This is a genomic window from Streptomyces sp. NPDC059668 (genome assembly GCF_042734135.1).
Classification (GTDB): Bacteria; Actinomycetota; Actinomycetes; order Streptomycetales; family Streptomycetaceae; genus Streptomyces.
Genome location: NZ_JBHWEL010000001.1, coordinates 192245 through 210654 on the forward strand (window position 1 = coordinate 192245; position 18410 = coordinate 210654).

The following is an 18410-nucleotide window of genomic DNA, read 5'->3' on the forward strand; positions in this document are numbered from 1 at the left end:
GTTAAAGGCTCTATGAACCCCCTCCGGTGCGAGTTCCGAGTCGCGCTTGCGTTCAAGAGGTGCGCGGACGGAGGGAGTGATCCTCCGTCCCTTTCCCTTGACACTCCTGTGCCACCGCCACAACACTCCTGGCTGGGAGAGCGCTCTCCCATGCATCCCGGCACATGTGATGGTCCGTCACGCGGGCGACCGCGGCAGCACCGTGCACCCCACGCCGCTCACGGCCGCCCGACCCCCACCGCCCCCACCGACGTGGCAGGAGGGTCTCCATGGCACGGAGATCGAAGATCGTCTCAGGAATCCTGATGTCCAGTGCGCTGCTGGTGACGTCACTCGGCCTGGCCGGAGTGGCCATGAGCGCCGACCCGGTCGCCGGCACGCGGGTGTCCACCGTCGGAGCGGCGTCCGTCCACACGGGCCATGCGATGCCCGCGTCGACGCTCTCCTCACCGGAGGATCCGGACGGTGACGGGTACATCCCCGCCAATCCGCCCGTGACCGGCGTCGTCCCGTCCAAGGCGGAGCCGGCGCACCGCTACTTCCACGAGTTCCAGGCGAACTGTTCGGTGTCCCACACCCGGCCCGACGACCCGATCGTCTACCCGGGCCAGCCCGGCAAGTCGCACGACCACACCTTCATGGGCAACACCACGACGAACGCGGCCAGCACCACCGCCTCGCTCGACGCCGGTGGCACCACCTGCAAGGCCCCCGGTGACAGGTCGGCCTACTGGATGCCGACCCTGCTCAAGGGCAGCACGCCCGTGCTGCCGGTGGGTCCCCAGGTCATCTACTACAAGGCGGGGGTCACCGACTACACCAGCGTGCGCCCCTTCCCTAAGGGGCTGCGCTACGTCGTCGGCAACCCCATGCAGTCGGCGACCGACTTCCGCAACCACCACGGCTTCGTGGAGGGATGGGAGTGCGGCGACAGCTTCTTCAACGTCGACTTCCCGCAGCAGTGCCCGAACAGGGCCGACGTCCAGCTCAACATCCGCTTCCAGGCCCCCAGCTGCTGGGACGGCAAGTACCTGGACACCCCCAACCACCAGAGCCACATGGCCTATCCGGTGGTGAACCCCGGCACGAACAACAACATCTGCCCGGACGACCACCCCGTCGCCCTGCCGATGATCGAGTTCAAGATGGCCTTCCCGGTGAACGGTGACATGTCGCAGGTGAGGCTCGCGAGCGGCGCGGGCTACTCCTTCCACTACGACTTCTTCAACGCGTGGGACGCGCCGACGCAGAAGGCGCTCGTCGACCACTGCGTCGTCGGCGGACTCCAGTGCGACGCCCGCGGCTACGACCAGACCCACCCCGAGGCCGGCGCGGCACTCGACGAGAACTACCGGCTCCCCTGAACGGAACGCGCTCCGCCGGTCCGGGCCCCACCCCGGGCCGGCGGGATCATCCCCCTCACCCGCACACCGGACGGACACTCATGACCGGATCCCGAACCACCCGGCGCCGTATCGCGGCGCCCGTCACCGCGGGCCTGCTCGCCGCGGGCGCCCTCGCCCTGCCGTCCCACCCCGCGCAGGCGGCCGGCAGCGTCGTCAAGGTCACCGGCTCGCAGGGCAACTGGCAGCTCACCGTCGACGGAAGCCCGTACCAGATCAAGGGCCTCACCTGGGGGCCGTCGGTCGCCGACGCCGGGCGCTACCTGCCCGACCTGAGGTCCATGGGCGTCAACACCGTCCGCACCTGGGGCACCGACGCATCCAGCAAGCCGCTCTTCGACGCGGCGGCCGCCCAGGGCATCAAGGTGATCGCCGGATTCTGGCTGCAACCCGGCGGCGGCCCCGGCAGCGGTGGCTGCGTGAACTACCTGACGGACACCGCCTACAAGAACCAGGTGCTCAACGAGTTCCCCCAGTGGGCCGCCACCTACAAGGACAACCCCGGTGTCCTGATGTGGAACGTCGGCAACGAGTCCGTGCTCGGGCTGCAGAACTGCTACAGCGGCGACGAGCTGGAGCGCCAGCGCGACGCCTACACCACGCTCGTCAACGACATCACCAAGAAGATCCACGCCGTCGACCCCAACCACCCGGTCACCTCCACCGACGCGTGGACCGGCGCCTGGCCCTACTACAAGAAGAACGCGCCCGACCTGGACCTGTACGCCGTCAACGCCTACAACGCCGTCTGTGACGTGAAGTCGGCCTGGCAGCAGGGCGGTTACACCAAGCCGTACATCATCACCGAGACCGGCCCGGCGGGCGAATGGGAGGTCCCCGACGACGCCAACGGCGTCCCCGCCGAACCCACCGACCTCGCCAAGGCCGACGGATACACCCGGGCGTGGAACTGCGTCACCGGACACAGGGGAGTCGCGCTCGGCGCCACGATGTTCCACTACGGCACCGAGTACGACTTCGGCGGCATCTGGTTCAACCTGTTGCCGGCGGGCGAGAAGAGGCTTTCGTACTACGCCGTGAAGAGGGCGTACGGCGCGGACACCTCCCACGACAACACCCCGCCCGTCATCTCCGACCTGACCGTCGAGGGCGACCCGGCCAGGGTGCCCGCCGGGGGTGACCTCACCCTCTCGGTGAAGGCCACGGACCCCAACGGCGATCCGATCACGTACGAGGTCCTGGACAACAGCAACTACATCGACCAGAGCAAGCAGTTGATCTCGCTGCCCTCCACCGACCTCGGCGGTGGCCGGCTCAGGGTGACCGCGCCGGACCGGCCCGGCGTCTGGAAGATCTACGTCAAGGCCAAGGACGGCAGGGGCAACGTGGGTGTGGAGACCCGCTCCGTGCGGGTGGTGCCGCCCGTCCCGAGCGGTACGAACGTCGCCGTCGGCAAGCCGGCCACCGCGTCCTCGTCCCAGGCGGGCGGCGGTGACTGCCCCTGCACCGCCGCGGGAGCCGTCGACGGCAACCTCACCACCCGCTGGGCCAGCGACTGGAGCGACCCCCAGTGGCTCCGCGTCGACCTCGGCACCCGCACCTCGTTCCGGCACGTACAACTGGTGTGGGAGACCTCGTACGCCAAGGCCTACACCGTCCAGACGTCGGACGACGGACAGAACTGGACGACCGTCCGCTCGGTCACCGACGGCAACGGCGGCGTCGACGACCTCGACGTCGCGGGCACCGGCCGCTACGTGCGCGTCAACGGCACCGCCCGCGGTACCGGATGGGGCTACTCCCTCTACGAGTTCGGTGTCTACCGCTGATTCGGACCTCGATGGGAGAGCGCTCTATCCCGGCGCAGTACGCGGCGGTTAAGGTGCGGGGCATGAGCAGACAGGCCCCCACGCTGGAGGATGTCGCGCGGGAGGCCGGAGTCTCCCGCGCGACGGTGTCCCGGGTCATCAACGGCGTCCGCAACGTCGATCCCGGTATTCAGGAAGTGGTGCGCCAGGCGGTCGAGCGGACCGGATACGCCCCCAACCGCGCCGCCAGATCACTGGTGACCCGGCGGACCCAGACGGTCGCGCTGATCGTCTCCGGCGCGGGCGACACCTCGGACGGTGAGCAGAGCGCCTTCACGGCACGGGTGTTCGCCGACCCGTTCTTCGGACGGGTCGTCGCCGGCGTGGTGGGCTATCTGCGCCCCCGCTCGATGCATCCGCTGCTGATGTTCGCCGAATCGCCCGAAGCCAGACAGCAGGTGCTGTCGGACCTGCGGCAGGGCAGCGCGGACGGCGCCCTCGTCGTCTCCACCCACGCCGACGACCCGATGCCCGCGCTGCTCGCCGACGCCGGTGTGCCCGCCGTCCTCTTCGCCCGGCCGTCGCGGCCCGTCCCGCTCAGCTACGTCGACCTCGCCCACCGGGACGGCGCGCGGCAGGCCGCCGAGCATCTGCTGAAGCGGGGCTGCCGACGGATCGTCACCGTCACGGGACCGCTGCGGGTGGGCGCGAGCCAGGACCGGCTCGCCGGGTTCCGCGACACGATGGCACGCAGCGGTCATCCGTACGTGCCGGTCGCCGAGGGCGGGTTCACCCTGGACAGCGGAATGGCCGCCATGTCCGGACTGCTGGCCGAACACCCGGACCTGGACGGGGTGTTCGCCGCCAACGACCTGATGGCCCAGGGCGCCTGCCAGGTGCTGCGGGAGCAGGGCAGACGGGTGCCGGACGACGTCGCGGTCGTCGGCTTCGACGACTCCAGTGTGGCGGCGACGTGCAGGCCCGCGCTGACCACCGTGCGCCAGCCGGTCGAGGAGATGGCCTCGACGATGGCCGGTCTCCTCGACGAGCACATCCAGGGCCTGCGCACCGACCCCACCTCGGTGATCTTCGATCCGGAACTCGTGGTGAGGGAGTCCGCGTAGGGCACCGTCCGCCCGTCCACACGCGACGCACGCCGCACGACGACGCCCGACGCCGTGTGCCGGCGCCGCCGTCGTGCCGACCCCGACCGCGGCGTTCGGCGCCGACGATGACGGACACTGGAGCGTCAGGATGCGGAGCGAGCCGGCCGGGCGACCGGCCGGCGACGGGAAGGCAGGCGAATGACCCACCCGATCACCGTGGGCGTGGACGGATCACCCGAGAGCAGGGCCGCGGCGGCGTGGGCGGGCAGGGAAGCCGTCCGCCGCGGCGTGCCCCTGCGCGTCGTCCACGCGTGGCACTGGCCGCCCCATGGCCTGCTGGACGGCGACGACCGGGACGACCAGGCCCGCCGGGCCCGGGAGATGGTCCGCGACGTCGCCCGCGAGGTCACCGGCACGCACCCGGACCTGACGGTGTCGGACGAGGTCGTCGACGGCCCGGCCGTGGACACCCTGCTCGCCGAGGGGGCCGGTGCCCGCGCGCTGGTGCTCGGTTCGCGCGGTCACGGCGCCGTCGTGGGGTTCCTGCTCGGCTCGGTCGGGCAGCAGGTGATCGCCGAGGCCGGCTGCCCCGTCGTACTGGTGCGCGCCGACGACCGGGCGGCGCCCGAGGCTGCGGGCCGGGAGATCGTCGTGGGTCAGCAGGGCGAGCCCGACGACAGCGCGGCGGCCCTGGAGTTCGCGTTCGAGACGGCGGCGGCCCGCGGCGCCGGAGTGCGCGCGGTACGTGCCTGGAGTCTGCCGCCGGTGTTCGCCTACAGCCCGGGTTCGCTGAAACTGCTGGACGAGGCCGGCGGTCTGGAGCCGTACGAGACGAAGGCGCTCGCCGAGGCGTTGGGGCCGTGGCGCGAGCGGTTCCCCGGCGTACCCGTCACCCCGCACGTCGAGATGGGGAGCGCCGGCCAGGTCCTCCTCGCGCAGACCGCCCGCGCCCAGCTGATCGTGGTCGGACGCCGGGCACAACGCTCCGCGCTGGGCTCACGGATCGGTTCGGTGGCGCACGCGGTGATCCACCACGCTCCGTGTCCGGTGGCGGTGGTCCCGCACTCCTGAGTCCCCGGGGCGCGAGGCTCCGCGGCCGCCGCCTCGCCGTGCCGACGGCCGGTGCCCCGGCGAGGCGGCCCGCGGCTACTCGTTGTCGGCCCTGGACATCCGCAGGGCCAGGTCCTGGAGCAGGTCGGCCGTCTTGATGTCGGTCTGTCCGGAGTCGTGGATGTCGGCGAGTTCCGAGAAGAGGAAGGCGAAGGCGCCCACGAGGGAGATCGTGGCGGGCAGATAGGCGTCCGCGACGGCCTGTCCGGCCTCCGCGGGTCCGGCGTCCGCGGGCACCTCGACACGGGGGAAGACCTCGGTGACGAGCGCGCCGAGTTGTGTCTCGGTCGATTCGGCCTCGGCGTCCTCGTCCTGGGCGATCCTGCGCACCATCGCGTTGGTCTCGGTGAGCACGCCGATGGCGCGCAGGATGATCTCCGTCTGTTCCATGCCGTGAGCCTAGACGGGCGAGGCCCCGCCGTGGCCTCGATGGTCCTGCCGCGATGATAGACAGTGGCCATGAACGACCTCTCCCGCGCGGACCGCGCACGATGACCGCCGGTATCGACACCCCGGACCGCCGGGGCCGTACCGGGCTCGACCGGGTGGGCCTGGGCCTGACCGGCAACCCCCGGGTGAAGGTCCGGGACGTGAAACTCCTGTCCAGCCACTGGTACGTGGAGCGCACCACCACCTTCGACTTCCGGCACGCCGACGGCACCTGGAGCACCCAGGAGCGCGAGACGCACGACCGAGGCAACGGAGCCACCCTGCTCCTGTACGACACCGAGCGCCGGACGGTCCTGCTGACCAGACAGTTCCGCTATCCCGTGTACACCAACGGGCACCCGGACGGAATGCTCGTCGAGACACCGGGCGGACTGCTCGACGAGGCGGACGAGCACCCCGAGGTCGCCGTGCGCCGCGAGGTCGTCGAGGAGACGGGGCACACCGTCGGCGAGGTCCAGCACGTGTTCGACGTCTACATGAGCCCGGGCTCGGTCACCGAGCGGGTCAGTTTCTACGCCGCGCCCTACGGGCCGTCCACCCGCACCCACGAGGGAGGCGGGCTGGAGGAGGAGGGTGAGGACATCGAGATCGTCGAACTGCCCTTCCGCGAGGCCCTGGCCATGATCCGCCGCGGGGAGATCGCCGACGCCAAGACGATCATGCTGTTGCAGTGGGCCGCTCTGGAGGGACCGTTCGCGGGCCCTTGACCTGAAGTGCTCTTCAAGTCCCAGACTCGCCCGCGGGCCCGCGGATGCCGGGCCCGAACGGGAGGGACCAGCATGAAGTACCGTTCCATCGGCGCCGATCCGGACCACCGCCGAGAGGTGAGTGTGCTCGCGCTCGGGGCGATGCTGTTCGGCTCGCTGACGGACGAGAAGACCTCCTTCGCCGTACTCGACCGTTATGTCGAGGCCGGCGGGAACTTCATCGACACGTCCGACAACTACGCCTTCTGGGTCGACGGCGGCCAGGGCGGCCAGAGCGAGGAACTGCTCGGACGCTGGCGCCGCAGCCGAGGCGTCGGCGACGAACTCGTCTTCGCGACCAAGCTCGGTGCCCGGCCGCTGGCCCCCGGCACCGGGTACACCGACAATCCGGAGGGGCTGTCGGCCAAGGCGATCCGCGAGGCCTGCGAGCGCAGCCGGGAACGGCTCGGCCTGGACCGGATCGATCTGCTGTACGCGCACATCGAGGACCGGACCGTCGACATACGGGAGACGGTCGAGGGGTTCGGTGAACTCGTGGCGGAGGGGGCCGTGGGCCTGCTCGGCGCGAGCAACCACGCCGTCTGGCGGGTCGAGCGGGCCCGCGCCGTCGCCGCGGCCGCGGGGCTGCGCGGCTACGAGGTGCTGCAGTACCAGCACAGCCTGCTGAGGCCCCGTACCGACATACCCGACGAGCTCTTCCGGGACGGCAGCCTCGGTGGTGCGACCGGTGAACTCCTCAGCTATCTGCGTGCCGAGCCGGCGCTGACCCTGGTCGCCTACTCGCCGCTGCTGCGCGGCGCCTACGGACGCGCGGACAGGCCGCTGCCCGCGGACTACGACCACCCGGGAACACCGGCCCGGCTCACCGCGCTGCGAGCGGTCGCCCGGAAGACCGGAGCGAGCCCCAACCAGGTGGTGCTCGCCTGGCAGTTGGGCGCCGACGTCCCGGTGGTGCCGTTGGTCGGGATGTCGTCGGTGGCCCAACTGGAGGAGAATCTCGCGGCCGTGGACCTGGAGCTGACGCCCGAACAGCGCGAACGCCTCGACACGGCGCACTGAGGTGGTCAGCCGCCCCTGACGCGTGGCGGGCGACGGAGCGGCCGGCGCCCCCCGACCGGAGACGGGGCGGTCACCGACCCGGTGGAGTCAGGGGCGGTGGTCGCTCCGGGACCGGCGGGTGGTGAGCAGCAGCGCGATGTCGTCGGGGCGTTCGGCGGCCTGCCGGGCCTCCTCGGTCAGCAGGTCGGCTGCGCGGGACAGCGAGGAGGCGCCGGGGCGGGCATGCGGGGTGCCCGCCCCGGACAGCTTCGCGCGCACCCTCTCTATGCCGTCGTCGATGTCGGTGCCGGGCTTCTCGACCAGGCCGTCCGTGTAGAGGGCCAGGACGGCGCCGGGCTCCAGGCGCAGGTCCGTCACCGGGTAGCGGGCGTGCGGGTCCACGCCGAGCACCACACCGCCGGGCAGGTCCAGGACCTCGGCGCGGCCGTCGGGGTGGCGCAACAGCGGCTGCGGGTGTCCGGCGCGCGCGGCACGGGCGATGCCGGTCACCGGGTCGAGCCGGATGTAGCAGCAACTGGCGAACTGGCCGGGATCGAGGTCGATGAGGAGCCGGTTGGTGCCGCTCATCACCTCGTCCGGCGCGTGGTCGCCGAGTGCGAACGCCCGCACGGCGCTGCGCAGTTGGCCCATGGTGGCGGCGGCCTGGACGCCGTGTCCCTGGACGTCGCCGATGACCAGGGCCAGTCCGTCGCCGGCCTCCACCACGTCGTACCAGTCGCCGCCCACGTCCATGCCCTCGGTGCCGGGCAGATAGCGCCCCGCCGTCTCGACCTGGGGGTGTGCCGACAGCCGGTGGGGGAGCAGTGCCTCCTGCAGTCCGCGGGCGAGGGCGGCCTCGGAGTCGTAGCGCCGCGCTCGCTCCAGGGCCTGTGCGATGAGTCCGGCGAGCGCCGTCAGCACCGCGCGCTCCTCGGTGCTGAAGTCGCGCGGACCGTCGAAGCCCAGGATGCAGGAGCCGACCGGCCGGCCCGAGGCGATCAGCGGCAGGAAGACCCGCGCACCCACCTTGGCGTCCAGGGCGATACCGGGATAGGCGGACTCCAGCCGGGGCATCGACTCGAAGAACAGGGCCCGTCCGGAGGTCAGCGTCTCCACTCCGGGCAGCTTGGCGTCCAGCCCCACCCCGTCGAAGGGGGCGAGGAAACCCTGGGGGAATCCGGTCTCCCACGCGAGGTACAGCCGCCGATCCTGCAACAGGTAGAGGGCGAGCCGCCGTCCGCCGAACGCGGGCAGCAGCTCCCGCATCACCACCTCGGACACCTGACGGGCGGTCACCGCCTCGGACAGCGCGATGGCGAGGACGATGGGGTGGTACAGCCCCGCCGTGGTGACGCTCGACACGGACGTTCCGAGGGCGGGTGCCGCGTCGGCCCGCGAGCCCACGACGAGTGGCGCGGCCTCCGCGGCCCGGGTGGTGTCGGCGAGCCGCCCCATCGGGATCAGCTTGCACGTCAGGCCCCGGGGGCCGGGGTACACCGACAGGGTCAGCCAGGTGTCCCCCCGACCCGCCAGGGCGGTCCGGCGTCCCTCGCGCGGGCGGGCGACCTGGAAGTGCACCGGCTCCGGAGACAGCAGCGCGCCGCGCAGATGATCCTCGTAGGACGGCTGGTCCAGCCAGGGCACGGCCTGCCACAGGGGTCGCCCCAGCAGTTCACCGTGCGGCCGGCCGAGGAGCTCGGCGGCGCGCGGATTGACGTAGGTGATCGACCCGAGCCGGTCCAGCGCGAACACGCCCTCCGGGAGGAGGTCGGCCGCACCGGCCGCGGCCGGACCGGGGCCCGGGTCGACGACCGTCCCGTGGACCCGGGACGGCGGGCCGAGCGCGTCGTGCGCGGGCGACAGCTGCAGCAGGAACAGGCCGCCGCTCAAGGTGTGCAGCGGCAGCGGATGGGCGGGCGGACGTCCGGCGGCCGTCTCGTGCAGCGCGGCGAGCAGGGCGTGCGGATGGCCGGGGCCCAACCCCCGGGCGAGCGCTTCCGGTGTCCCGGGGAAGCCCCTGGCACCGGTACCGAGCAGGGACCGCAGCGCGTCGTCCGCGGTGACCGTGCCGCCGGCCGGGTCCCAGGCGAACCGTCCGGCGCACCGCGGGGCAGGGCCGTCGGCCGGCGGGCGCACGCACAACGGCTCGCTGTCCCAGGTGACTTCCGATCCGTCCTTCTCCCAGGCCGACAGCACGGTGCCCAGACTCTCGGCCACCGCCGTCATCCGGTCGCGGTCCGGCAGTACGTCGGTGGCGTCCGAGGCAGCGGGGCGCAGCACCGTCAGGACGCCGAAGGAGGTCGAGGAGCCCGTCACGGGTACGTACAGCGAGCCGAACTGGAACGGCAGACCGGCCGCGAGCTGCGGATAACGGCGCATCGTCTCCGTCGCGTCGGCGAGCAGCACCTCCGTGCCCTGCCGGTAGCAGTCCGCGGCGGGGAAGGGCCGGTCCAGGGGCAGCCGCCACCAGGAACGGAACAACTGGTGCGGCAGGCCCGCGAGTACGGCCAGTCTCAGCAGGCCGGGGGTGCGCGTGCGCAGGTACACGCCCCCCGCGAAGCCGCGGGCCGCGCGGATCGCGTCCGCCACGGACCCGCTGAGCAGGACGGCCAGGCCATCCAGCGCCTGGTCGGCTGGCTCGGCGCTCCCAGTCATCGGTCTGTCCTCGTCCGCCTGCCGTCAGGTGACCACAGCAAGAATGCGCCTCGGCGGGACCCGCCCGCACGTCGACGCCTCCCGCGCCGGTCGCTTTTCATTGGCCTCGGTTTCACTCAGCCGTACTCGGCTCGGCCCAGCGGGAAAGATACCCTGCCCGCGCCCCGGCGAGGAGTCCCTGGACGATGTCTCCCGCCCGCTTCCGACCGATGTGCCCCGCTGTCCTCGCTCCGGCGGCGTGTTCCCGGTCCCGGGTCGCGGGGCGGCCGGCGCGGAGACGGCCGCGCTGCCGGACCGCCGGCGCGGTGGGTCAGGAGGGCGACGCGGGCCTCAGCGCCTCCGCGGCGGCGGACTCCACGGCCTCGGCGACCACGGCGAGCGCGGGGAAGTCGAGTTTCCACTGCTGCCAGTACAGCGGGACGTCGACGGCCCGGTCCGGGGCGAGCCCGACCAGCCGTCCGGCGCGCAGCAGCGGCCCGGCCTGCGCCTCGGGCACCATCCCCCAGCCGAGCCCGGCGGCGACGGCGTCGACGAACCCCTCCGACGTGGGCACGGAGTGCCGCATGGGGCTCGCTCCGCGGCCACCGAGCAGACCCGCGGCGAAGTCGTCCTGGAAGTCGTCGTTCCGGTCGAAGACCACCACCGGGGCGTCCGCGAGCAGGTCGTGCAGGGGCGTGTCAGCCCCGGCGTCGAGCCACCGCCCGGCGAAGCCCGGACTCGCCGCCGCCAGGTACCGCATCCGGCCCAGGGACCGGACGGAGCAGCCCGCCACCGGGTCGGGCGACGAGGTCACCGCCGCCATCACCGCCCCCTCGCGCAGCAGGGCGGCCGTGTGGTCCTCGTCCTCGCGGCGCAGTTCGAAGCAGAGCCGCAGCTCGCGCGGGACGCGGGTGAGCGCGGGCAGGAACCAGGTGGCGAGCGAGTCGGCGTTCACCGCGATCGACAGCCGCGTCGGCTCCCCGGACTCGCTCATGCCGAGCTCGGCCCGGGTGTCGCGCTCCAGCCGGGCCAGCCGGCGCGCGAACCGCACGACGATCTCGCCCGACTCGGTCGGGCGCACCGGTTTCGTCCGCATCAGAAGAACCCGTCCGGTGCGCTGTTCGAGCGCCTTGACGCGTTGGCTGACGGCCGAGGGCGTCACGTGCAGGGCGACGGCCGCCGCGTCGAAGGTGCCCTCGTCGACCACCGCGAGCAGGGTGCGCACCTGGTCGAGAGGGAGTTCCGTCATCACGAGCGCTAATGATACGTAAGAATCTTTAGCTGTACTCTTGACAGCAGCTTTCCTAACGTCGTGGCCATGACCAACGTCCTCACCGCCGCGGCCGCCGGGTTCGGTACCGGCCTCTCGCTCATCGTCGCCATCGGCGCCCAGAACGCCTTCGTGCTGCGCCAGGGCATCCGCCGCGACGCGGTGTTCGCGGTGGTGGGCATCTGCGCGGTGTCCGACGCGGCGCTCATCGCGCTGGGAGTGGGCGGTGTCGGCGCGCTGGTGGTGGCCCGGCCCGAGGCGCTCACGGTCGTCGGCCTGGTCGGCGGCGGATTTCTCCTGGTGTACGGAGCCCTCGCCGCCCGGCGCGTGCTCCGTCCCACGGCGCTGGAGGCGGCGGGCGGTTCCGCGGGCTCGCGGCGGCGGACCGTGCTCACCTGTCTGGCGCTGACCTGGCTCAACCCGCACGTCTATCTCGACACCGTCTTCCTGCTCGGCACCCTCGCGGCCGACCGCGGCCCGCTCCGCTGGACCTTCGGACTCGGGGCGGCGCTGGCCAGCCTGTGCTGGTTCGCCGCGCTGGGCTTCGGCGCCAGGCTGCTCGGGCGCTTCCTGTCCCGGCCCTCGTCGTGGCGGGTGCTGGACGCCCTGGTCGCCGCGACGATGATCGGCATGGGGACCCTGCTGATCGCCGGCGCCTGAGCGACGTACGCCACGCGCCCGGGACGGACCCCGGGCGACGGGCGTGACGGGCGGCACGGGACCCATGGGGACTCCGAACGCTCCCGTTCCGCGATAGTGAACCCTGACACCGAAAGATGTATCGAGCAGCCAGGACGGTCGTGGACACGAGCAGGAGCAGTACGGACGGCACGGACGACGCACCGGAACCGGGGGACGGGCCGGCCGGCGCGGCGGACCCCGGGCAGCCGGACCGGAGCGGCTGGCGTCGCTGGACGATGGACACCCGCCCGTTGCGGCGCCCGGCGTACCGGAGGCTCTGGTCCTCCACCATCGTCACGTCGGTGGGCAGCCAGCTCACCGCCGTCGCCGTCCCCAAGCAGATCTACGACATCACCGGGTCCTCGGCCTGGGTCGGTTACGCGAGCCTCGCCGGTCTGCTGCCGCTCGTGGTCTTCGCTCTGTGGGGCGGCGCGGTCGCCGACAGCATGGACCGGCGCAAGCTGCTGCTCGTCACCAACACCGGGATAGCCGTCACCTCGCTGCTCTTCTGGATACAGGCCGTCACCGGACTCGGCTCCGTCCTGGTCCTGATGGTCCTGCTCGCCCTCCAGCAGGCCTTCTTCGGCCTGAACGCGCCGGCCCGCAACGCGTCGATCGCCCGGCTGGTCCCCGAGGACGAGCTCCCCGCGGCGAACGCGCTCGGCTCGACCGTCATGCAGACGGGCCTGGTGGCCGGACCCCTGCTCGCCGGCGCGCTGATCCCGGTGATCGGCCTGAGCGAGCTGTATCTGATCGACGCGCTGGCGCTGTGCGTCACCGTGTGGGCGGTCGTACGGCTGCCCTCGCTGCCGCCTCTGACCGGAGTGCTGGGCCGGCGCGCGGGCTGGCGCGAGGTCGTCGCCGGGTTCCGCTACATCGCCCTGCACAAGGTGCTGCTGCTGTCCTTCCTCGCCGACATCATCGCGATGGTCCTCGGTATGCCCAGGGCGCTGTTCCCGCAGCTCGCCGCCGAGACGTACGCGCCCTACGGCGAGGGCCTCGCGCTCGGACTGCTGTTCGCCGCGATCCCCATCGGCGCGGTGGTCGGCGGACTGATGTCGGGCACGTTCTCCCGTGCGCGCCGGCACGGGCTGATGGTGATCGTCGCCGTGCTGGCCTGGGGCGCCGCCATCACCGGGTTCGGTCTCAGCGGCAGTCTGTGGGTGGCCGTGGCGTTCCTCGCGGCCGCCGGCGTCGCCGACATGGTCTCCATGGTCTTCCGCGGGGCGATCCTGCTGTCGGCCGCCACCGACGAGATGCGCGGCCGGATGCAGGGAGTCTTCACCGTGGTGGTCGCGGGCGGCCCGCGCCTCGCCGACGTCCTGCACGGAACGGCCGGTTCGCTCCTGGGGGCCCGCACGGCCGTCGCGGGCGGCGGTCTGCTGGTGATCGTCGCCACGCTGGGTCTGGCCGCCGCGACACCGGCGCTGCGGCGCTACACGGCCTGACCGGCCGGGTGCCCGGGCCGGCCGGGGACCCGGCCGGCCCGCGCCCCGCGGCCGGCCCGCCGAGCGAGGTCAGCCCCGCGTCGCCTGGTCCATCAGTGTCTGCAGGTGCAGCCCCCGGCGGGCGTCCAGTGGTCCGGACACCCCGGTGCGCACGGCTGTCGCGAACTCCCGGCGCAGTACCGGCCAGAGTTCCTCGTCGTCGCGCCCGGCGGTGTCGAACACCAGGGGCGGCTGCGGCCCGAAGAGCTCGATCCGGGTGCTGCCGCCCTCGATGTCGACCGACCCCGACAACGAGGCCTGGCTGACGGCCCCGTCGGCGTGCTCACAGGTCAGCTCGATCCAGCGGCGGGGGTCGCCCGTCCCGCGGACCCGGACGATCGTCCCGACGGCCGCGTCCAGGAGATCCAGCAGGTGGGGACCCAGGTCGAGCAGGGCGCCGTGCTCCAGCCGCCAGGACGTGGCGAACTCGCCGCCCAGGAACGCTCCGTGCAGGAGACACGAGCGCGCCCCGGTGATCTCGACGTCCTGCGCCGCGCTCAGGAACTCCCGGGTCGCCGGGTGGTAGCGGTTGCTCAGGACGAGCTGGGAGACGACGCCCGCCTCGGCGACGGCGTCGGCGACCCGCCGCGCCGATGCCAGGTCGGCCCCGAGCGGTTTCTCCAGCAGCAGAGCCTTGCCCGCCTTCGCGGCGAGGGGCGCGAGTTCCGCCTGCACCGCGGGCGGCACGGCGAACGCGACCGCCTCGCAGCCGTCGAGCAGTTCCTCGAAACGGGCTGCCGTACCGGCCCCGTAGGGCGACGCCGTCTCGCGGGCGGCCTCGGCGCGTCGCGCCCACACCGCCGTCAGCCGCGTCTCGGGCCCGGCGGCGAGGACGCGGGCGTGCACCGCCCGGGCCCAGGGCCCGGCGCCGACCAGACCGACCCTGACGGGTTCATGGGGCCACGGAAGCGAGGTGCCGGTTGCTGTCGCGGTCACTGGGGTTCTCCTTCGGCTGGTGCCCGGCGTCGGGTGGGGAAACTCCATCACGAGGTGGTCGTTCCGACCAGGGGGAGTGGTCACCGAGTCGGCCGGGAGGCGGCCGCGCGCGCAACCGAGGACGTGGCTAGAGCCCGCAAGCCCCCTTCTTGACCCTCCCTTTTGCGAATTACCTCTGACACAGAGCTATTCTCGTCGTGTGGAACCGGAGAGCTTTCCCGAGGCACTCGCCGACGCCCTGGCCGGGGTGCAGCGGCTGATCCGTCGACGGCTGCGCGGCGGCCTGACCGCCCCGCGGCTGCGCGGCGCCGAGGTCGACCTGCTGCGCCTGGTCGTGGCACGTCCGGGCATCGGTGTGTCCGAGGCCGCCAAGGAGCTGTACCTGGCGGGCAATTCGGTCTCGACGCTGGTCAACCATCTGGCGCGGGACGGCTATCTGATCCGGGAGACGGACCCGGCCGACCGGCGGGCCGCCCGGCTCATGCCCACACCGGCGGCGGACGCACGGCTGCGCGACTGGCGACAGCGGCGCACGGCCCTCGTACGGAACCAGGTCGCCCGTCTCGACGAAGCCGACCGCGCGGCCCTGGAGGCCGCTCTTCCGGCCCTGCGCAAGCTGGCGGCGAACCTGCACGAGGAGGCCGAGGAGAAATGACGCGCTACAGGACCGGTGACAAGGACCCCGGACGCGGCGGGGAAGCGACCGCCGCGGGACCGGACGCCGGGCCCGCCCCGGCCGTGCCCGGTGGCCCCGGGACGCGGGCCGCCGTGACGGACACCGACACCGCGGCGGCCTCCCGGACGGACGCCGTGACCTGTACGGGGCTCGTCCACGCCTTCGGTGACACGACCGCGGTCGACGGACTCGAACTCTCCGTCCGCGACGGCGAGGTGTTCGGACTGCTCGGGCCCAACGGCGCCGGCAAGACCACGGCGATCCGCTGCATCACCACACTGCTGCCGGTCCAGGCCGGCACGGTCCGCGTCTTCGGGCACGACGCCGCCCGCGAACGCATGGCGGTACGCCGCCTGTTGGGCTACGTACCGCAGCAGCTCTCCGCCGACTCCGGGCTCACCGGCCGGGAGAACGTGGAGCTGTTCGCCCGCGTCTTCGACGTCTCCCGTCGGGAGCGCGCGGCTCGCGTCGGCCAGGCACTCGCGGCGGTCGACCTCGTCGACGCCGCCGACCGGCTGGCCAAGACCTACTCGGGAGGCATGGTCCGCCGCCTCGAACTCGCCCAGGCACTGGTCAGCGCGCCCCGGCTGCTGATCCTCGACGAGCCGACCATCGGTCTCGACCCGATCGCGCGGACGAGCGTGTGGGAGCACATCAACGCCGTACGCGCCGCCACCGGGATGACCGTCCTCGTGACGACCCACTACATGGACGAGGCCGACCAGTACTGCGACCGGGTCGCGCTGATGCACCGCGGCCGCGTCCGCGCCCTCGGCACCCCCGACGAGCTGAGGACGGGCCTCGCCGAACGGCGCGGTGCCGAAAGCGGCGCACAGCCCACGCTGGAGGACGTCTTCCGTGACATCGCCGGCAGCGGCCTCGACGACCAGTCAGGAGACTTCAGCGATGTCCGAAGCACCCGCCGTACCGCGTCCCGCGTCGGCTGAACCCGTCCACCCGAGCGGCCTCGACCTGCTCGTGGTCCCGCCCCGCGCCCGTACCGGCTGGCGGGTGCTGCCCGCCCGGGTCGGCGCGATGTGCGCCGTCGAGCTGCAGAAACTCCGCCACGACCGGACCGAGTTGTACACCAGGGCGGTGCAACCCGCGCTGTGGCTGCTGATCTTCGGTGAGACCTTCACCCGGATCAAGGCGATACCCACCGGCGGCATCCCCTACCTCGACTATCTGGCGCCCGGCATCATCGCCCAGTCCGCGATGTTCATCGCCATCTTCTACGGCATCATGATCATCTGGGAACGGGACGCCGGAATCCTCACCAAGCTCCTCGTCACACCGACGCCGCGTTCGGCGCTCATCACGGGCAAGGCCTTCGCGGCCGGGGTGAAGGCGCTGATCCAGGCGGTCGTGGTCGTCGTCATCGCCGCGCTGCTCGGGGTCGGGATGACCTGGAACCCGCTGCGGCTGCTCGGCGTCGCGGTCGCCGTCGTCCTCGGCTCCGCCTTCTTCTCCTGCCTCTCGATGACCATCGCGGGCATCGTGCTCACCCGGGACCGGCTGATGGGGATCGGCCAGGCGATCACGATGCCGCTGTTCTTCGGCTCCAACGCCCTCTACCCGGTGGCCGTCATGCCCGGCTGGCTGCAGGCCGTCAGCAAGATCAATCCCCTGAGCTACCAAGTGGACGCGCTGCGCGGCCTGTTGCTCGGCACCCACGCGCACCTGGCCCTGGACTACGGCGTCCTCGTCGTGGCCGCGGCCCTCGGCATCCTGTCCGCCTCGTCGTTGCTGGGCCGCCTGGCCCGCTGACCCGGAGGAGCGGGACCTCCTGAGGCCGGCCACGCCGGGTAACTTGACCGGATGGAGAGGGATTCCGGCCGGGCGGGCTCTTAGGCTGTGCGTCAGTGATCACTGTCGCACAGGAGGAGTCAACGTGACGTCACGCCCGCAGCAGGTCACCAGACGCAGTGGCGTCCTTCGCCGGGAGGCCGTCGTCGCCGTGATCCCGGCCGCCGTCGCCGCACTGCTCGTCGCGGCCGGTCCGGCGGCGGCCGGTCCCGTGGGGACCTCCGGCGCCGGGGACCCGTACTTCCCGCTCGCGGGCAACGGCGGTTACGACGTCGGGCACTACGGCCTGACCCTCGGCTACGACCCCGGCAGCCGCCACCTCGACGGCACGGCGGTCCTCACCGCCCGGGCCACCGAGCGGCTGACCCGCTTCGACCTCGACCTCTCTGGGCTGAAGGTCACCGGCGTCACCGTCGACCACGCCAAGGCGTCCTACCGCCGCGCCGGACAGGAACTGGTGATCACCCCGCGCCACTCCCTGCGCAGGAACCAGGAGTTCAAGGTCACCGTCACCTACTCGGGCACGCCCAAGCCGGTCACCGACCCGGACGGCTCCCCGGACGGCTGGATCCCCACCGACGACGGCGCGTTCGTGGCCGGTGAGCCGCAGGGCGCCATGACCTGGTTCCCCGCCGACAACCACCCCAAGGACAAGGCCTCGTACGACTTCACGATCACCGTTCCCGACGGAACGACCGCCGTGGCCAACGGCGTTCCGCGCGGGCGGACGACCAGCCACGGCCGCACCACCTTCCGCTGGCGGCAGTCCGAGCCGATGGCTTCCTACCTCGCGACCGCGACGGTAGGCAAGTTCAAGGTCGAGCAGTACACCACGCCCGACGGTCTCGAGGTGTACAACGCCGTCGACCCCCGGGAGGCCAGTGCCGCGGCGCCCGTGCTGAAGAAGCTGCCCTCCGTGCTCGCCTGGGAGAGCGGTGTCTTCGGCCCCTACCCCTTCCGCGCCGCCGGGGCCGTCGTCGACCGGGCTCCGCAGGTCGGGTACGCGCTGGAGACCCAGACGCGGCCGCTGTACGACTCGGCGCCGGACCTGAGCACCCTCGTCCACGAGAGCGCGCACCAGTGGTTCGGGGACTCGGTCGCCCTCACCACCTGGAAGGACATCTGGCTCAACGAGGGCTTCGCGACGTACGCCGAGTGGCTGTACACCGAGCAGCACGGCGGCAGGAGTGCGCAGCGGGCCTTCGACGCCCTGTACGCCAAGCCGGCCGGCGACGACCTGTGGGCGTGGGGGGGGGGCCCCCCCCCCCCCCCCGCGCCCCCCCAACCGCACCCCCCCTAGAGCACGCGGGCCCGCGCGCACGAGACACACGCGCACG

The 18410-nt window shown here is 72.4% G+C and carries 16 protein-coding genes; 12 read left to right on the forward strand and 4 right to left on the reverse strand.

Annotation, left to right across the window (positions count from 1 at the left end; all coding sequences use genetic code 11):
• The first annotated feature begins 269 nt into the window (after window positions 1-269).
• From ACFV2J_RS00855 to ACFV2J_RS00870, 4 genes are all read left to right on the forward strand, one after another.
• A complete protein-coding gene (locus ACFV2J_RS00855) occupies window positions 270-1364 on the forward strand; it encodes a DUF1996 domain-containing protein (protein ID WP_385094351.1) in 1095 nt (364 codons plus the stop codon).
• An 80-nt stretch (window positions 1365-1444) separates the two neighbouring features.
• Complete coding sequence (locus ACFV2J_RS00860) at window positions 1445-3193, forward strand: discoidin domain-containing protein (protein ID WP_385094354.1); 1749 nt, start codon at window positions 1445-1447, stop codon at window positions 3191-3193.
• 62 nt (window positions 3194-3255) lie between these two features.
• The gene (locus ACFV2J_RS00865; protein WP_385436818.1) at window positions 3256-4296 is read left to right on the forward strand and encodes a LacI family DNA-binding transcriptional regulator; all 1041 of its coding nucleotides are present in this window, start codon (window positions 3256-3258) and stop codon (window positions 4294-4296) included.
• A 180-nt stretch (window positions 4297-4476) separates the two neighbouring features.
• Complete coding sequence (locus ACFV2J_RS00870) at window positions 4477-5349, forward strand: universal stress protein (RefSeq protein ID WP_385095003.1); 873 nt, start codon at window positions 4477-4479, stop codon at window positions 5347-5349.
• 75 nt (window positions 5350-5424) lie between these two features.
• Here the strand turns inward: ACFV2J_RS00870 and ACFV2J_RS00875 are convergent, their stop codons facing one another.
• Window positions 5425-5778 carry a hypothetical protein gene (locus tag ACFV2J_RS00875; RefSeq protein WP_385095006.1) on the reverse strand — a complete coding sequence of 118 codons (354 nt, stop codon included), beginning with the start codon at window positions 5776-5778 and terminating at the stop codon, window positions 5425-5427.
• Between the two features lie 101 nt (window positions 5779-5879).
• Between ACFV2J_RS00875 and ACFV2J_RS00880 the strand changes: the two genes are divergently transcribed.
• A complete protein-coding gene (locus tag ACFV2J_RS00880; protein ID WP_385095009.1) occupies window positions 5880-6545 on the forward strand; it encodes an NUDIX domain-containing protein in 666 nt (221 codons plus the stop codon).
• 72 nt (window positions 6546-6617) lie between these two features.
• Entirely contained in the window at window positions 6618-7604 is a 987-nt protein-coding gene (locus ACFV2J_RS00885) for an aldo/keto reductase (protein ID WP_385095012.1), read from the forward strand.
• A gap of 87 nt (window positions 7605-7691) precedes the next feature.
• On the opposite strand, the gene ACFV2J_RS00890 is transcribed toward ACFV2J_RS00885, so the two are convergent.
• Complete coding sequence (locus tag ACFV2J_RS00890; RefSeq protein WP_385436822.1) at window positions 7692-10238, reverse strand: SpoIIE family protein phosphatase; 2547 nt, start codon at window positions 10236-10238, stop codon at window positions 7692-7694.
• A gap of 310 nt (window positions 10239-10548) precedes the next feature.
• A complete protein-coding gene (locus ACFV2J_RS00895) occupies window positions 10549-11466 on the reverse strand; it encodes a LysR family transcriptional regulator ArgP (protein WP_385437017.1) in 918 nt (305 codons plus the stop codon).
• 69 nt (window positions 11467-11535) lie between these two features.
• Between ACFV2J_RS00895 and ACFV2J_RS00900 the strand changes: the two genes are divergently transcribed.
• Window positions 11536-12147, forward strand: a complete 612-nt coding sequence (locus ACFV2J_RS00900; RefSeq protein ID WP_385096926.1) for a LysE/ArgO family amino acid transporter — start codon at window positions 11536-11538, stop codon at window positions 12145-12147.
• A gap of 116 nt (window positions 12148-12263) precedes the next feature.
• Window positions 12264-13616: an MFS transporter gene (locus ACFV2J_RS00905; protein WP_385436825.1), complete on the forward strand. Its 1353-nt coding sequence runs from the start codon at window positions 12264-12266 to the stop codon at window positions 13614-13616.
• A gap of 69 nt (window positions 13617-13685) precedes the next feature.
• Here the strand turns inward: ACFV2J_RS00905 and ACFV2J_RS00910 are convergent, their stop codons facing one another.
• Window positions 13686-14591: a Gfo/Idh/MocA family protein gene (locus ACFV2J_RS00910; protein WP_385436826.1), complete on the reverse strand. Its 906-nt coding sequence runs from the start codon at window positions 14589-14591 to the stop codon at window positions 13686-13688.
• 199 nt (window positions 14592-14790) lie between these two features.
• On the opposite strand from ACFV2J_RS00910, the gene ACFV2J_RS00915 reads away from it, so the two are divergent.
• The 4 genes from ACFV2J_RS00915 to ACFV2J_RS00930 all read left to right on the forward strand — a co-directional run bounded on the left by ACFV2J_RS00915 (window position 14791) and on the right by ACFV2J_RS00930 (window position 18373).
• On the forward strand, window positions 14791-15246 hold the full coding sequence (locus tag ACFV2J_RS00915) for a MarR family winged helix-turn-helix transcriptional regulator (protein ID WP_385096240.1): 456 nt from the start codon (window positions 14791-14793) through the stop codon (window positions 15244-15246).
• Window positions 15243-16214 (forward strand): ABC transporter ATP-binding protein, encoded by a 972-nt coding sequence (locus ACFV2J_RS00920; RefSeq protein WP_385436828.1) that lies wholly within the window; start codon window positions 15243-15245, stop codon window positions 16212-16214. Before ACFV2J_RS00915 ends, ACFV2J_RS00920 begins: the two co-directional genes overlap by 4 nt.
• Window positions 16174-17034 carry an ABC transporter permease gene (locus ACFV2J_RS00925; RefSeq protein ID WP_385096246.1) on the forward strand — a complete coding sequence of 287 codons (861 nt, stop codon included), beginning with the start codon at window positions 16174-16176 and terminating at the stop codon, window positions 17032-17034. The genes ACFV2J_RS00920 and ACFV2J_RS00925 overlap by 41 nt, the downstream gene beginning before the upstream one ends.
• A gap of 190 nt (window positions 17035-17224) precedes the next feature.
• Window positions 17225-18373 (forward strand): M1 family metallopeptidase, encoded by a 1149-nt coding sequence (locus ACFV2J_RS00930; protein ID WP_385437019.1) that lies wholly within the window; start codon window positions 17225-17227, stop codon window positions 18371-18373.
• The last annotated feature ends 37 nt before the right edge of the window (window positions 18374-18410 follow it).

What these genes read in the sequence shown, in the direction of transcription:
- ACFV2J_RS00865 (WP_385436818.1), top strand. Translation starts at nt 3,256, where the DNA reads ATGAGCAGACAGGCCCCCACGCTGGAGGATGTCGCGCGGGAGGCCGGA.
- ACFV2J_RS00925 (WP_385096246.1), top strand. Translation starts at nt 16,174, where the DNA reads ATGTCCGAAGCACCCGCCGTACCGCGTCCCGCGTCGGCTGAACCCGTC.
- ACFV2J_RS00905 (WP_385436825.1), top strand. Translation starts at nt 12,264, where the DNA reads ATGTATCGAGCAGCCAGGACGGTCGTGGACACGAGCAGGAGCAGTACG.
- ACFV2J_RS00875 (WP_385095006.1), bottom strand. Translation starts at nt 5,778, where the DNA reads ATGGAACAGACGGAGATCATCCTGCGCGCCATCGGCGTGCTCACCGAG.
- ACFV2J_RS00900 (WP_385096926.1), top strand. Translation starts at nt 11,536, where the DNA reads ATGACCAACGTCCTCACCGCCGCGGCCGCCGGGTTCGGTACCGGCCTC.
- ACFV2J_RS00855 (WP_385094351.1), top strand. Translation starts at nt 270, where the DNA reads ATGGCACGGAGATCGAAGATCGTCTCAGGAATCCTGATGTCCAGTGCG.
- ACFV2J_RS00880 (WP_385095009.1), top strand. Translation starts at nt 5,880, where the DNA reads ATGACCGCCGGTATCGACACCCCGGACCGCCGGGGCCGTACCGGGCTC.
- ACFV2J_RS00895 (WP_385437017.1), bottom strand. Translation starts at nt 11,466, where the DNA reads ATGACGGAACTCCCTCTCGACCAGGTGCGCACCCTGCTCGCGGTGGTC.
- ACFV2J_RS00920 (WP_385436828.1), top strand. Translation starts at nt 15,243, where the DNA reads ATGACGCGCTACAGGACCGGTGACAAGGACCCCGGACGCGGCGGGGAA.
- ACFV2J_RS00890 (WP_385436822.1), bottom strand. Translation starts at nt 10,238, where the DNA reads ATGACTGGGAGCGCCGAGCCAGCCGACCAGGCGCTGGATGGCCTGGCC.
- ACFV2J_RS00885 (WP_385095012.1), top strand. Translation starts at nt 6,618, where the DNA reads ATGAAGTACCGTTCCATCGGCGCCGATCCGGACCACCGCCGAGAGGTG.
- ACFV2J_RS00860 (WP_385094354.1), top strand. Translation starts at nt 1,445, where the DNA reads ATGACCGGATCCCGAACCACCCGGCGCCGTATCGCGGCGCCCGTCACC.
- ACFV2J_RS00870 (WP_385095003.1), top strand. Translation starts at nt 4,477, where the DNA reads ATGACCCACCCGATCACCGTGGGCGTGGACGGATCACCCGAGAGCAGG.